The sequence below is a fragment of the Rhodococcus sp. D-6 genome, assembly GCF_040256695.1.
GTDB classification, from domain to species: Bacteria; Actinomycetota; Actinomycetes; order Mycobacteriales; family Mycobacteriaceae; genus Rhodococcus; species Rhodococcus pyridinivorans.
The window spans coordinates 2,682,121-2,696,680 of sequence record NZ_CP132970.1 but is presented as its reverse complement, the minus strand read 5'-3'; the positions used below and the strand labels follow the sequence as shown (position 1 = coordinate 2,696,680).

Annotated in this window: 13 protein-coding genes; 9 read left to right on the top strand and 4 right to left on the bottom strand. The window is 69.1% G+C overall.

Annotated features, from left to right (window positions below; genetic code table 11):
* Window positions 1-95 precede the first annotated feature (95 nt).
* Window positions 96-719 carry a uracil phosphoribosyltransferase gene (gene upp / locus RBB84_RS12715; protein WP_024101551.1) on the top strand — a complete coding sequence of 208 codons (624 nt, stop codon included), beginning with the start codon at window positions 96-98 and terminating at the stop codon, window positions 717-719.
* Window positions 720-938: 219 nt separating this feature from the next.
* The gene (locus tag RBB84_RS12710; RefSeq protein ID WP_006550140.1) at window positions 939-1,586 is read left to right on the top strand and encodes an MspA family porin; all 648 of its coding nucleotides are present in this window, start codon (window positions 939-941) and stop codon (window positions 1,584-1,586) included.
* A gap of 54 nt (window positions 1,587-1,640) precedes the next feature.
* On the opposite strand, the gene RBB84_RS12705 is transcribed toward RBB84_RS12710, so the two are convergent.
* Both RBB84_RS12705 and RBB84_RS12700 read right to left on the bottom strand, forming a co-directional pair.
* A complete protein-coding gene (locus RBB84_RS12705; protein WP_052040026.1) occupies window positions 1,641-3,140 on the bottom strand; it encodes a phospho-sugar mutase in 1,500 nt (499 codons plus the stop codon).
* The gene (locus tag RBB84_RS12700) at window positions 3,137-3,949 is read right to left on the bottom strand and encodes a purine-nucleoside phosphorylase (RefSeq protein WP_006550143.1); all 813 of its coding nucleotides are present in this window, start codon (window positions 3,947-3,949) and stop codon (window positions 3,137-3,139) included. The genes RBB84_RS12705 and RBB84_RS12700 overlap by 4 nt, the downstream gene beginning before the upstream one ends.
* Before the next feature lie 66 nt (window positions 3,950-4,015).
* Between RBB84_RS12700 and RBB84_RS12695 the strand changes: the two genes are divergently transcribed.
* The 6 genes from RBB84_RS12695 (at window position 4,016) to RBB84_RS12670 (ending at window position 10,827) form a co-directional block, all read left to right on the top strand.
* Window positions 4,016-4,714 carry an enoyl-CoA hydratase/isomerase family protein gene (locus RBB84_RS12695; protein WP_024101548.1) on the top strand — a complete coding sequence of 233 codons (699 nt, stop codon included), beginning with the start codon at window positions 4,016-4,018 and terminating at the stop codon, window positions 4,712-4,714.
* Between the two features lie 78 nt (window positions 4,715-4,792).
* Window positions 4,793-5,953: a M20 family metallopeptidase gene (locus RBB84_RS12690; protein ID WP_006550146.1), complete on the top strand. Its 1,161-nt coding sequence runs from the start codon at window positions 4,793-4,795 to the stop codon at window positions 5,951-5,953.
* Window positions 5,950-7,107, top strand: coding sequence for a M20 family metallopeptidase (locus RBB84_RS12685; RefSeq protein ID WP_006550147.1), 1,158 nt, complete (start codon window positions 5,950-5,952; stop codon window positions 7,105-7,107). Before RBB84_RS12690 ends, RBB84_RS12685 begins: the two co-directional genes overlap by 4 nt.
* 71 nt (window positions 7,108-7,178) lie before the next feature.
* The gene (locus RBB84_RS12680) at window positions 7,179-8,222 is read left to right on the top strand and encodes an iron ABC transporter substrate-binding protein (RefSeq protein WP_033097072.1); all 1,044 of its coding nucleotides are present in this window, start codon (window positions 7,179-7,181) and stop codon (window positions 8,220-8,222) included.
* A 74-nt stretch (window positions 8,223-8,296) separates the two neighbouring features.
* Window positions 8,297-9,784: an iron ABC transporter permease gene (locus RBB84_RS12675; RefSeq protein WP_033097073.1), complete on the top strand. Its 1,488-nt coding sequence runs from the start codon at window positions 8,297-8,299 to the stop codon at window positions 9,782-9,784.
* Window positions 9,781-10,827 carry an ABC transporter ATP-binding protein gene (locus tag RBB84_RS12670; protein ID WP_006550150.1) on the top strand — a complete coding sequence of 349 codons (1,047 nt, stop codon included), beginning with the start codon at window positions 9,781-9,783 and terminating at the stop codon, window positions 10,825-10,827. Before RBB84_RS12675 ends, RBB84_RS12670 begins: the two co-directional genes overlap by 4 nt.
* Before the next feature lie 12 nt (window positions 10,828-10,839).
* Here RBB84_RS12670 and RBB84_RS12665 read toward each other — a convergent pair whose 3' ends face one another.
* Window positions 10,840-11,310, bottom strand: coding sequence for a gamma-glutamylcyclotransferase (locus RBB84_RS12665; RefSeq protein WP_006550151.1), 471 nt, complete (start codon window positions 11,308-11,310; stop codon window positions 10,840-10,842).
* 211 nt (window positions 11,311-11,521) lie between these two features.
* Between RBB84_RS12665 and RBB84_RS12660 the strand changes: the two genes are divergently transcribed.
* Entirely contained in the window at window positions 11,522-12,919 is a 1,398-nt protein-coding gene (locus tag RBB84_RS12660) for an NAD(P)H-quinone dehydrogenase (protein WP_024101543.1), read from the top strand.
* A 39-nt stretch (window positions 12,920-12,958) separates the two neighbouring features.
* On the opposite strand, the gene glpK is transcribed toward RBB84_RS12660, so the two are convergent.
* A complete protein-coding gene (glpK, locus tag RBB84_RS12655; protein WP_033097074.1) occupies window positions 12,959-14,473 on the bottom strand; it encodes a glycerol kinase GlpK in 1,515 nt (504 codons plus the stop codon).
* Between the last annotated feature and the right edge of the window lie 87 nt (window positions 14,474-14,560).

Genomic DNA, 14,560 nt, shown 5'->3' with positions numbered 1-14,560 from the left:
CGTTGATGTGGGATTCGGCGCCTTCGGAGGGTTCCGTCCCTGCCTGGTTCGACGCACCCGACTGCCGATCGGTTCCGTCGTTCTATCCTTCGGACATGGATTCGCTCGTCGTCGACCATCCGCTCGCTGCTTCGCTCCTGACCATCCTTCGCGACGAACGCAGCGACAACGCTGCCTTCCGGCACGCGTTGAGGCGGCTCACCCAGATGCTCGTCTACGAGGCGGTGCGCGATGCGCCCACCGAGACGTTCGACGTCAAGACGCCGGTCGCGGTGACGACGGGGGTACGGTTGCAGCAGCCTCCGCTGCTCGTCCCGGTTCTTCGCGCCGGCCTCGGCATGGTCGAACAGGCCCACGCCCTGATTCCCCAGGCGCAGGTCGGTTTCGTCGGTCTCGCTCGTGACGAGAAGACCTTCGAGCCGGTGCCCTATCTGGAGTCGTTGCCGGAGGACCTGTCGGGTCTTCCCGTCTTCGTGCTCGACCCGATGCTCGCGACCGGGGGGTCGATGGTGCACACCCTCGACATCCTCGCCCAGCGCGGTGCCACGGATATCACCGCGATCTGTGTGGTCGCGGCGCCGCAGGGCGTCGAGGCCCTTGCTGCCTCGGGTCATCCGGTCCGGTTGGTCACGGCGTCGGTCGATGAAGGTCTCAACGAGAACAAGTACATCGTGCCGGGTCTCGGCGATGCGGGGGACAGGCAGTTCGGGCCGCGATAAACCGCGCGTCGTGTGTTACTCGTGTGATTGACGGTACGGATGTGACACCCGACCGCAGTCGTCTCGTTATCGAAAAACAACCCGCAGGTCTCGATTTCTTCTTACGCTCGGTGTGCTCCGTGTGAAGTCCACTGCGTAGGTACAGCCAGAGATGGGGTCGGCGGAATGGCAAGAATCTTCTCCCGCAATCTGATTCGTGGAAGTGTCAGAGCGGCTTCGGTGGGCGCGGTCGCCGTCCTCGCCGCAGTGACGAGTCACGGCACGGCTGCGGCCGCTGTCGACAACTCGCGCATCCTGCCGTTGGACGGAGGGCACGCGGTCGAAGTGATCCAGGCCGACACCTCGACACAGTCGGTGCCGCCGCTCGACAGCTCACCGCTGAGTGTCGAGTTCTTCCACGACGAGATTGCTACCGTTCGGATCACCGGTCCGAACGCGGCGAACTTCGTCGGGACGGCGGTGGAGGTCGGTTTCCAGGTCGGCTACCCGGTCGCGCTGCCGGGGGCGACGGTCACCGTCATCACTCCGAGCCTGTCCTGGGGTGTGGACAACGGTGCGGCCATCGGCCTCTCGCTCGACAACGAAGGTGGTGCCTCGCTCGATCTCGGCCTGGAGGCGGGTGGTTCGCTCAGCGGCGACATCATCCCGTCCCAGGAGATCGAGATCCCGCTCGAGCCGGGCGGCATCACGTCCGTCCCGATCGTCGAGGGCTTCGAGTTCGACGGCAGCTCGACGACCATCCGGATCGCCGGCGTGCATGGCTCGGTCTCGGGAGCCATCGGGCCGGTGATGATCCGTCCGTACCTGAAGGCTGTCACCGCCGACCGGAACACCGTCGTCACTTACGGTGTGCCGCAGCAGGTTTGATTGCAGCAGCAGGTCTGATCGAATCGGGTCCTGGCCCGGCCGGATCCGGCCGGGTCAGGGGTTCTCGTCACCGAGCGAGGCCGCCCATCCGCGCAGGGCGTCGAGTATCGCTTCCGCCGCCGGGCGGTCCCGATCCGTGACCACCTCCAGGTAGACCTTGAGCTTCGGTTCGGTGCCCGAGGGGCGCACCACCACGCGCACCCTCGGCCCGCCCGCGACGTCCTCGCGACTCTCGAAGACGAGAGCGTCGGTGTGCATCGGTCCCGGGCTCTCGGCGAGATCGGTCGCGGTCACCTCCAGACCCGCGAGGGTCGTCGGCGGCTCCGCACGCAGTCGCGTCATCACGGTGCCGATGCGCTGCAGGTCGTCGACGCGGATCGACACCTGATCGCCGACGTGGACACCGAGTTCGCGATGCAGGTCGTCGAGTGCGTCGAGCAGTGTCCGGCCGGCCTGCTTCAAATCGGCCGCGTAGTCGGCGACCATTACGGCGGTCGCGATGCCGTCCTTGTCGCGCACAGCGTCCGGATCGACGCAGTGCCCGATCGCCTCCTCGTACGCGTAGACGAGGCCGTCACCGGCGCGGGCGAGCCACTTGAAACCCGTGAGCGTCTGCGCATATCGCGCGCCGCGTGCGGTCGCGAGTCGCCCCAGCATGGTCGACGAGACAATGGTGGTCGCGACCAGTGAGCCGGGCGGTGACGACGCGAGGATCCGGTCGCCGAGCAGGACCCCGGTCTCGTCGCCGCGCAGCATCGTCCATCCCCGCGGGCCCGGGACACCGACGGCGCAACGATCGGCATCGGGATCGAGCGCCAGGGCGATGTCGGCGTCGACCTCGGCCGCCAGCGCGAGCAGAGCCTCTGTTGCGCCCGGTTCCTCGGGGTTGGGGAAGGCGACGGTGGGAAACGCCGGGTCGGGTGCGAACTGGGACGCCACGACGTGGATGTCGTCGAATCCCGCGGAACGCAGGGCCGCGACTGCCGTCTCGCCGCCGACACCGTGCAGTGCCGTCAGGGCGATGCGCATGCCTCGGTGCGGCGAGCGGGGGAGCGACGCGACCCGGGCGAGATAGCGGTCGACGAGGTCGTCACCCGACGGCGCGACCGGCATCCGGGGCACGTCCGCGGCGGAACCGACGGCGTCGATCGCCGTTTCGATCTCCCGATCGGCGGGTGCGGCCAGTTGCGCTCCGTCGGCGAGATAGACCTTGTACCCGTTGTCGGCGGCGGGATTGTGCGATGCCGTGATCTGCACGCCCGCAACGGCGCCCAGCGCCCGTACCGCGAAGGCGGTCACCGGGGTGGGGAGCGGCTCTCCGAACGCGACGACCTCGAAGCCGGCCGCGGCGAGAACCTCTGCCGCGGCGGTGTGGAATTCCGCTGAGCCCGTACGGGCGTCGCGGCCGACGACGACGGTGCCGTCGCCCTGCCCGTTCGCCTCGAGCCACGCCGCGAGTCCGGCGGTGGTGCGGACGACGACGGGTACGTTCATGCAGTCCGGTCCGTCGCCGACCGGGCCGCGCAACCCCGCGGTGCCGAATCGCAGCGTCACAGCCGGGCCGCCAGATCGCGCAGAAGATCGCCCATCCGGGTCGCGGCCGCACGACCCGCGGCCAGTACCTCGGTGTGGTCGAGGGGAGCGCCGGTGATGCCGGCCGCGGCGTTGGTCACCAGCGAGACCGCGAGCACGCGCGCTCCGGCCGCGCGCGCCGCGATGGTCTCGTGGACCGTGGACATGCCGACGAGGTCGGCGCCGAGGGTGCGCAGCATCCGGATCTCCGCCGGGGTCTCGTAGTGCGGCCCGGGCAGACCGGCGTAGACCCCTTCGCGCAGCGACGGATCGATCTCGCAGGCGAGTGCACGAAGATCCGGCGAGTAGGCGTCGACGAGGTCGACGAACTGGGCACCCACCAGCGGCGAGCGACCGGTGAGATTGAGGTGGTCCGAGATGAGAACCGGTTGTCCCACGGAGAACTCGGGATCGATGCCGCCCGCCGCATTGGTGAGGACGACGGTGCGGGCACCCGCTGCGACTGCCGTGCGCACGGGATGGACGACGCGGGCGAGGTCGTGCCCCTCGTAGGCGTGGATGCGGCCGGCGAGGACGAGGACGGCGTTGTCACCGGCGCGCACGGAGTGGATGTTCCCGGCATGCCCTGCCGCCGTCGGCGGTGCGAAACCGGGCAGCTCGCTCATCGGGATCGTGGCGACGGGGATGCCGAAACTCTCGACTGCGGCCCGCCAGCCGGACCCGAGGACGACGGCGACGGAGTGTTCGGCGACCCCCGTCCGTTCGGCGAGAGCGGCGGCTGCGGCGTCGGCGGCCGCGGTGGGGTCGAAGACGTGATCGGGTTCTCCCATGGCATCGGACCCTAATCGCTCACAGCTTGTTACTCGTGGGTAAGTAGGCGCGGTATGCTGACGCGCATGCCTTACCTCGAACGTGACGGCGACGTCTTCGTCCTGCATCTCGGTGACCGTGACGCGGAGGTCTCCGAGAACCGGTTCCACCCCGATCGTCTCGCCGCGATCCACTCCCTCCTCGACGAGGTGGAAGCGCACGACGGACCCGCCGCCCTCGTGACCGCGGCGACCGGAAAGTTCTGGAGCAACGGACTCGACATCGACTGGGTCGGCGCGAACCTGCCGGATCTGCCGGGCTATCTGGACTCCGTCCACGCCCTCTATGTGCGGCTGCTCACCTTCCCGGCGGCGACGGTCGCGGCCGTGCAGGGGCACGCCTTCGGTGCCGGCGCGATGCTCGCGCTCGTGCACGACTTCCGGGTGATGCGCGGCGACCGCGGCTACTGGTGTCTGCCCGAGGTGCAGCTGAACATGCCGTTCACCGTCGGGATGTCCGCGCTGATCCGTTCCCGCCTGCCGATCCAGACGGCGGTCGAGGCCATCACCACCGGCCGTCGCTACGGCGGTGAGGACGCCGTGGCCGCGGGCATCGCCGAGCAGGCCGTCACCGGTGACGCCGTGCTCTCAACGGCGGTCGAGCGCGCAGCGGCGCTCACCGCCACCCGCGGGCCGAATCTGTCGGGCATCAAGCGCGGTCTGCACGCGCCGCTGATCTCGGCACTGGAGATCCGGACCGACGCGTCGAACTTCCGGTTCGGCTGATCGCCCCGCCGCGAAGTCGACGAACCGGTCGTACGCGCCGATCGATCGGGACGCGGTGAGCATGACAGACTGGACCCCGTGACGACCGACTACGCCACGGCGATCGAGGCTGCTTCCGACACCCTCGTCGGCCTGTCGCATTCCATCCACGCCGAACCGGAACTCGCGTTCGAGGAACACCGGAGCGCCGCGAAGATCGTCGAGGTGCTGCGCGACCACGATTTCGAGGTCACCACCGGCATCGCCGACCTGCCCACCGCCTTCGATGCGCGGTTCGGCAGCGGCGAACTCGTCCTCGCGTTCTGCGCCGAGTACGACGCACTGCCGGGCATCGGGCACGCGTGCGGCCACAACATCATCGCGGCGTCGGCCGTGGGCGCCGGGATCGGTCTCGCTGCGCTCGCCGACGAACTCGACGTGACCGTCCGCGTCGTCGGAACCCCCGCGGAGGAAACCGGCGGCGGCAAGGTCCTCATGCTCGAACGCGGCGTCTTCGACGGCGTCGGTGCGGCGATGATGGTGCATCCCGGCCCGTTCGACATCACCGGGGCGACGTCGCTCGCCCTCGCCGACATCGCCGTCGAGTACGACGGCCGCGAGGCGCACGCCTCCGCGGCCCCCGAATACGGGCTCAACGCTGCCGACGCTGCGACCGTCGCCCAGGTCGCGGTCGGACTGCTGCGGCAGCACCTGCATCCCGGGCAGCAGATCCACGGCATCGTCGCGCAGGGCGGGACGGCACCGAACATCGTGCCCAGCCACACCGAACTGCTGTACTACCTGCGGGCCGGGACGAGCGAACTCCTCGACGACCTCGTCGACCGCGCACGCAACTGCTTCGCCGCCGGGGCGCTGGCCACCGGATGCAACCACCGGATCCGGACGGTCTCGCCGACCTATACCGAACTCACTCCCGATCCGTGGCTGGTGCAGGCATATCGTGAGGAGATCATCGATCTCGGGCGCCGACCGCTGCCCGTCGAGGAGGAAGGAGCGCGCCCCCTGGGCAGTACCGACATGGGAAACGTGACGAACGTGGTGCCGGGAATCCATCCGGTCATCGGACTCGACTCCGGTGGCGCGGTGACACATCAGGCTGCATTCGCGGCCGCGTGTGTCACCGAGTCCGCCGATCGGGCAGTACTCGACGGAGCGCGTGCGCTCGCAGCGACCGCCGTACGCGCGGCGACCGATCCGGTCCACCGGGCACGGCTCCTCGAACAGGCCGGCCGTCGATGAACCCCTACGTCGAGAAGTGGTTGGACCGCCACACCGAGGACCTCTCGCTCTGGCGCCGTCACATCCATGCGAATCCCGAACTCGCCCGGCAGGAGTACGCCACCACCGAGTTCGTCGCGAAGCACCTGCGCGCGGCCGGACTGGAGCCGAAGGTCCTGCCTCGCGGCACCGGCCTGATCTGCGATCTCGGTCCGACCGGCGGACCGCGCATCGCCCTGCGTGCAGACATGGACGCCCTGCCGATGCAGGAGGCCACCGGCCTGCCGTTCGAATCCACCGTCCCCGGTGTCTCGCACGTGTGTGGGCACGACGCCCACACCACCGTCGTGCTCGGTGCAGGTCTGGCGCTGGCCTCGATGCCCGAATTGCCGATCGGTGTCCGGCTGGTCTTCCAGCCCGCGGAGGAGGTCATGCCGGGCGGGGCGCTCGACGTCGTCGCGGCGGGCGGACTCGACGGGGTCGCGCGAATCTTCGCCTTGCACTGCGACCCGCGTCTCGAGGCGGGCAAGGTCGGTATGCGGGTCGGGGCGATCACCTCGGCGGCCGACACTGTCGAACTCGTCCTCGACTCACCCGGTGGGCACACCTCCCGGCCGCACTTGACCGGCGATCTCGTCTACGGCCTCGGTGCCGTCATCACGGGTCTTCCCGGCATGCTCAGCCGTCGCATCGATCCGCGCACCGGCACCGTCATGGTGTGGGGTGCGGTCAGCGCCGGCAAGGCACCGAACGCGATCCCGCGCACCGGCATGCTCGCGGGCACCGTCCGCACCGGCGACCACGACACCTGGCAGCTGCTCGAACCGATGGTCCGCGAGATCGTGCACGGTCTGCTCGCGCCCACCGGTGTCAGCTACGAACTGAACTATCGCCGCGGCGTGCCGCCGGTGGTCAACGACGAGGTGTCGGCGCGCATGTTCGAGGACGCGATCCGCGCGACCGGCCCCGACGCCCTCGCGGACACCCCACAATCCGGTGGGGGAGAAGACTTCTCGTGGTATCTCGAACACGTCCCCGGCGCCATGGGGCGGCTCGGGGTATGGCCGGGGGTCGGGCCCGAACTCGACATCCACCAGCCCACCTTCGATCTCGACGAGCGGGCGCTGGCCGTGGGTGTGCGGGTGATGACGAATCTGGTTCTCGGCGCTGCGTGACGCAGTCCGAAGTAAGCTCAGGCTTACCTGAACGGTAGGATGTGTGAGCTCACCCATACCAGGAGGAATCGATGTCCCTTCGACACCGGATCGGCGCAGGGCTGACGGCAGCCACGCTCGTCGCCGTTCTCGCCGCGTGCAGCGACAGCGGCTCGGTCGACACCACCCCGGACGCTTCGAACGGGGAGGCGCTCACGCTCTATTCCGGGCGTAGCGAGAACCTGGTGGGCCCGCTCGTCGAACAACTCGAAGGCACTCTCGGTTTCCCGATCGACGTCGTCTACGGCGGCACGCCGGAGATCACGGGCAAGCTCGTCGAAGAAGGTGCCGCATCGCCCGCCGATGTGGTCTTCAGCCAGGATGCCGGCGCGCTCGGTCTGCTCGACCGTTCGGGTCTGCTCGAGCAGCTGCCCGCGAGTGTGACGAATCAGGTGCCCGAGAACTACCGCGCGGAGGACGGCACCTGGGTCGCCACCTCTGCACGGGCTCGCGTCCTGGTCTACAACGACGACAAGGTGCAGCCGCAGGACCTGCCGAGCGGGATCGACGGGCTCCTCGACCCGAAGTGGAAGGGCCAGGTGGGCTTCGCGCCGACCAATGCGTCGTTCCAGTCGTTCGTGACCGGACTCCGTGTCTCCCGGGGCGAGGACGGTGCCCGCGAATGGCTCGAGGCGTTCAAGGCCAACGAACCGGTCGCCTTCGAAGGCAACGGACCTCTCATGGAGGGCGTCGACACCGGCCAGGTGACCCTCGGCCTCACCAATCACTACTACTGGTACGGGCTCGCGGACGAGAAGGGCGCCGACAACCTTGCCGTGCAGCTCCACTTCTTCGACGCGGGCGATCCCGGTGCCCTGGTGAACATCGCCGGCGCCGCGGTGCTCGCCACTACCGACCAGCGCGAGCAGGCCGAGCAGTTCGTGGCAGCGTTGCTCTCGCCCGAGTCGCAGACCTATTTCGCCGACGAGACCGCGGAGTATCCGGTCGTCGAGGGGACCGAAACCCAGACCGACCTGCGCCCGCTCTCCGAGATCGGGACCTCCGACATCGAACTGGCCGAACTGGCGTCCCTGGCCGAAACACAGGCGCTCCTGCAGGAACTGGAATTCATCTGATCACCCTCGCGACGCCGCGCGTCGGTACCCGACGCGGCCGGCCGATCCTGGCCACGGCCGCGCTGGGTGTTGCCGTGTTCGCGCTCGCACCCGTCGCGCACCTGGTGATGCGCGCGTTCGCGGACGGACCCGAACGGGTCGTCTCGCTCGTGTTCCGTCCACGCACTCTCGAACTGGTGTGGCGCAGCGGCGCGCTCGCCGTGACGGTCACGGTGGCATGCCTGATCCTGGGGCTCGCCGCCGCATGGTTGACGACCCGCACGGATCTCCCCGGCCGTCGCTGGTTCGCGTTGGCCCTGAGTCTGCCCTTGGCGATCCCCTCGTACGTGTCGGGCTTCGTCTGGATCGCGCAGTTCCCCGCGCTCGAAGGTTTCGTCGGTGCTGCCCTCGTCCTGACCTGCGCGTCCTTTCCTTACGTCTATCTGCCTGTGGCGGCGGCACTCGCCTCGGCCGACCCGGGGCTCGAGGAAGTGGCCCGCACTCTCGGCCGGTCCCGGCTGACCGCCATCCTCACCGTCACCTTGCGGCAGGTTTGGCCGACCGCGGCGGCGGGCGGACTGCTCGTCGCGCTCTACACGCTCAGCGATTTCGGCGCCGTCGCATTGATGCGCTACGAAGCGTTCACCCTGGCGATCTACGGAAGTTACCGGGGACTTCTCGATCGCACGCCCGCCGCTGTCTTCGGCCTCGTGCTGGTCGCGATCGCCGTGGTGCTGACCGTCGCCGAACGGAGCGCGCGCCGCGGCGCCACCGCGCGGATCGGATCCGGTACCGCGCGCACGGCCGAACCCGTGATGCTCGGCTCACGGCGATGGCCGGCGATCGGCTTCCTCGCCGCTCTGCTCGTCGTGAGCGTGGGAGTTCCGGTCGCGGGCCTGGCCCGCTGGTTGTGGAGGTCACAGCAGATCGCGGTCGACTGGTCCGGTATCTGGACCGCCACCACCTACACTCTGTGGGTGTCCGCGCTCGGTGCGTTGCTGACCACGGTGCTCGCACTTCCGGTGGGCATCTACGCCGCACGGTCGCACTCCCGATTGTCGCGCTTCACCGAGAGCGCCGCCTACATCGGCTTCGCGCTGCCCGGCATCACCGTCGGTCTGGCGCTCGTGTTCTTCGGCATCCGACTGCTCCCGCAGTGGTACCAGCAGACCCCGATGCTGGTGATCGCCTACGCGGTCCTGTTCCTCCCTCTCGCGGTGGGGTCGATCCATGCGGCGGTCGCCGCGATCCCCCGGGGTCTCGAAGATGCGTCCGCAACTCTCGGTTCCGGACGATTGCTCACCGGACTGCGGGTGACGATCCCGATCGCCGCACCCGGCGTGGTCGCCGGTGCGGCATTGGCATTCCTGACCATCGCCAAGGAACTGCCTGCGACGCTGCTGCTCGTCCCCATCGGGCACGACACGCTCGCGACTGGGATGTGGCGACATACCGAAACCCTCGCGTACGGCTCGGCAGCACCCTATGCGGTGATCCTCGTCCTCATCGCGGCACTGCCGTCGCTCGTGCTGGGACGTCTGTTGCGCGGCCGGGTCGACGCGGAAAGTGGAGGCGAAGAGTGACCGGTCTGACCATCGAGAATGTATCCGCGCGATACGGCGCCGCCGAAGTCGTCACCGATGTGACCCTCGACGTGCCGCGCGGCGATCTGCTCGCCGTCCTCGGACCGTCGGGTGGCGGCAAGACCACGCTGTTGCGAGTGGCGGCTGGGCTGCATCCCGCAGCGTCGGGACGGATCTCCGTAGACGACGTGACCGTGACCGACGTGCCACCCGAACGTCGCGGGGTGGGCCTCGTGCCGCAGGAAGGCGCGTTGTTCCCGCATCTGAACGTGGCGCGCAACATCGGCTACGGTCTGGGGCGAGCGAACCGGCCGTGGCGCGGAGGTGCGCGGGAGGAACATCGACGCCGGGTCGAGGAGCTACTGGATCTCGTCGGTCTTCCGCGAGTCGGGCACCGTAAGCCGAGCGCGCTCTCGGGCGGGCAACAGCAGCGGATCGCTCTGGCTCGTGCACTGGCACCGCGACCGTCCGTGGTCCTGCTCGACGAGCCGTTCAGCGCGCTCGACGCCGGTCTACGCGCGAGTCTGCGCGCGGATGTCCGTACGCTGCTGCGCGAACAGTCGGTCGCGGCGGTGCTCGTGACCCACGACCAGACGGAGGCCTTGGCCATGGCCGACAGGCTGGCGGTGATGCTCGACGGCCGGATCGCCCAGGTGGGCTCGCCCGAGGAGGTCTACGGGAGGCCGGCATCCGTCGCGGTGGGCGAGTTCGTGGGGGAGGCGATCGTACTCGAGGCCGAGGCGTTCGGCGACTGCGCGCAGACCCCGCTCGGGAAGGTTCAGCTCGTCTCACCCGGACACGGCGTGGGCCGCGTCCTGCTGCGACCGGAACAGATCGAAGTCGGGGCAGCGCCGACGAAGTGCCCTGCTGCCGGATCGTTCACTGTGCGCGACACGGCATTCGGCGGCGCACACAGCGAAGTGCGGGTCGAGGGGATGGGAATCGCCGTCCGTGCCCTGTGCACCACCCTGCACGGTCTGCAGGCGGGCGACCCGGTGACGGTGAGCGTCCGGCGACCGGTGCCCTTCTATCCCGGAGGGTAGGAAGGCCGGCGTCTAGAAGCCGTCGGGACGCCCCGGACCCACATTGCGACTGTTGCGGGTACGCAGATCCCGAACGTATTCGGCGGGGGCCCCGGCGATCTCGGCCGCGTCGGCCATCACGCCCAGATAGCGTGCCGACGGCAGGCCGCCCTCGTATCCGTCGACGACGTACAGCCACGCGAGGACCGGACCGTCGGCCGTGTCGACGCGCACGCGGATCTTGCGGTGGAAACCGAGTTCGGCTCCCTCCCAGCGGTCGAGGCTGCGTTCGTCGTCCTCCGGCACGTCGTAGAGCACGACGAACACCTTCGCGTCCGAATCCTCGACGACCGTCGCGAGGGCGCCCTCCCAGCCGATGTCGGCGCCGGCGAAGGTCAGTCGCCAACCGTGCAACCACCCGGTTCCCGCCATCGGCGAATGCGGGCAGCGCGTCAGCATCTGCTCCGGATGCATGTTGGACCCGTAGGCGGCGTAGATCGGCACGAGGATAAGGCTAACCCGTCGTCCACCGGAGTCGTCGGAGGGGCGGCGCAGGGACGGACGAGGAGTTATCGGGGGCCGTTGCGTGCCGGGTCCACCGGTCCCTGTGCGCGAGGTGGGGGCATTGGCATAGCGTTGAGACCACGTGTGTGCCCACCAGGCGCTCACGTGCAGCCCGACCCGGCACCCTTCGGAATCGATACAGAGGAGAACAATGACCCGGATCGTCATCATCGGCGGCGGCCCCGCAGGATACGAGGCGGCGCTGGTGGCATCCCAGTACGGCGCGACGGTGTCACTGATCGATTCGGACGGGATCGGTGGCGCCTGCGTGCTCTTCGACTGCGTCCCCTCCAAGACCTTCATCGCCTCGACCGGCGTGCGCACCGACATGCGCCGCGCCGCCGACCTGGGCATCGAACTCGACCGTGCCGAGGTGTCGTTGCCGCAGGTGCACGGCCGTGTGAAGAGCCTCGCCCGCGCGCAGTCCTCCGACATCCGCACCAAGCTCGAGGCCGCCGGGGTGAAGTTGTTCTCCGGTTACGGCGAACTCGTCGACGCGCAGCCCGGCATGGCCGCCCATCAGGTGCGCGCCAAGCTGCTGACGGGCGAGGAAAAGGTGCTCGACGCCGACGTCGTGCTGATCGCCACCGGCGCGAGCCCGCGTGTCCTGCCGGGCGCGGAGCCGGACGGTGAGCGGATCCTCACCTGGCGTCAGCTCTACGACCTCGAGAAGCTTCCCGAGCACCTCGTCGTCGTCGGTTCGGGTGTCACCGGCGCCGAGTTCGTCTCCGCTTACACCGAGGTCGGCGTGCAGGTCACCGTCGTGTCGAGCCGCGACCGGATCCTGCCGCACGAGGACGAGGACGCGGCTCTCGTGCTCGAGGACGTCCTCACCGAGCGCGGTGTGACCCTCGTCAAGCACGCCCGCGCCGACCGGGTCGAACGCACCGAGGACGGCGTCCGCGTGCTCCTCGCCGACGGCCGCATCGTCGAGGGCAGCCATGTGCTGATGACCGTCGGCTCGGTGCCCAACACCCGGGATCTCGGTCTCGACAAGGTCGGGCTCGAACTCGACCGGGGCGGTTACCTTCCCGTCGACCGCGTCTCCCGTACCGCCGTCCCCGGCATCTACGCCGCGGGCGACTGCACCGGACTGCTGCCGCTCGCGTCGGTCGCGGCCATGCAGGGCCGCATCGCGATCTACCACGCGCTCGGCGAAGGCGTGAGCCCCATCAAGCTGAAAACCGTTGCGGCCGCAGTGTTCACGCGTCCCGAGATCGCCGCCGTCGGTGTCAGTCAGGCGACGATCGACAAGGGCGAGGTGCCCGCCCGCACAGTCATGCTCCCGCTCAACACCAACCCGCGCGCCAAGATGTCCGGCCTGCGGCGCGGTTTCGTGAAGATCTTCTGCCGCCCCGCGACCGGTGTGGTCATCGGCGGTGTGGTCGTCGCCCCGACCGCGTCCGAGCTCATCCTTCCCATAGCGTTGGCGGTGCAGAACAACCTGTCGGTCAACGACCTCGCGCAGACCTTCTCGGTCTACCCGTCGCTGAGCGGATCGGTCACCGAGGCCGCCCGCCAGCTGATGCGCCACGACGATCTGGACTAGGCACCGGACGGGGCGGGATTCGCGGCGATCCCGCCCTGCTCAGGCCCAGTCGTAGGTGCGTTCGACCGCCTTGTTCCATTCGCCGAACAGGCGCTCGCGTTCGTCGACCGGCATCGCCGGCTCCCACGTGCGGTCCGCGGTCCAGTTGCGGCGGATGTCCTCCTCGTCCTCCCAGAAGCCGACGGCGAGACCGGCCGCGTAGGCGGCGCCGAGTGCGGTGGTCTCGGAAACGGTGGGTCGTACCACCGGCACACCGAGGATGTCCGACTGGAATTGCATGAGCAGATCGTTGGCGACCATGCCGCCGTCGACCTTGAGGGTGCGCAGGTCGACCCCGGAGTCGGCGTTCATCGCCTCGATGACCTCCCGCGTCTGGTAGGCCGTCGCCTCGAGCGCCGCCCGCGCGAGGTGGCCCTTCTCGACGAAGCGCGTCAGGCCGGCGATGACGCCGCGGGCGTCGGGTCGCCAGCGCGGCGCGAACAATCCCGAGAAGGCCGGCACGAAATACGCCCCGCCGTTGTCAGGGACGCTCGTGGCGAGCGCTTCGATCTCGTCGGCGGACCGGATCAACCCGAGATTGTCGCGCAGCCACTGCACGAGCGAACCGGTCACGGCCACCGAACCTTCGAGGGCGTAGACCGCGGGGGCGTCACCTATGCGATAACAGACGGTGGTGATCAAGCCGTGCTCGCTGCGCACCGGGGTCGTGCCGGTGTTGAGCAGCAGGAAGTTGCCGGTGCCGTAGGTGTTCTTCGCCTCGCCGGGGGACAGGCAGCCCTGGCCGAAGGTCGCGGCCTGCTGGTCGCCGAGGATGCCGGCGACCGGGACCCCGGCGAGCGGTCCGCGCTCGCGGGCGTGCCCGTACACCTCCGACGAACTGCGGATCTCCGGCAGCATCGACTCCGGGATGCCGAGTTCGGCACAGATCGCCGGATCCCACTGCTGTGTCCCGAGATTCATCAGCAGCGTCCGGGAGGCGTTGGTCACATCGGTGATGTGCAGTCCGGGTGGCTGACCCTCCTCGCCGACACCACCGGTGAGATTCCACAGGATCCAGCTGTCGATGGTGCCGAACGCGAGGTCGCCGGCCTCGGCGCGCTCTCGGGCACCGTCGACGTTGTCGAGGATCCACCGCACCTTCGGTCCGGCGAAATAGGTCGACAGCGGTAGTCCGGTGATCTCGCGGTAGCGGTCGGGCCCGGCGTCGCCGGCAAGCTCCTCGACGAGCCTGTCGGTGCGGGTGTCCTGCCAGACGATCGCGTTGTACACCGGTTTTCCGGTGGTGCGGTCCCACACCACCGTGGTCTCGCGCTGGTTCGTCAGGCCGATCGCCGCGACGTCGTTGCGTCGCAGATCCGCTTTGGCGAGTGCTGCGGCGCCCACCTCACGGGTGTTGAGCCACAGCTCTTCCGGGTCGTGTTCGACCCATCCCGACCGCGGGAAGAACTGGCGGTGTTCCTTCTGCGCGAGCGAGACGATGCGCCCGTCGTGGTCGAAGATGATGCACCGGCTGGACGTGGTGCCCTGGTCGATCGCCGCGATGAACTGGTTCACAGGTGATCCTCGGGTGAAGGGGACGGCTCGGTTCGGCAACGCTTCCGCTGCGCGCTGCGGGTCCGAAGCTACTACCCTTGATCGGGA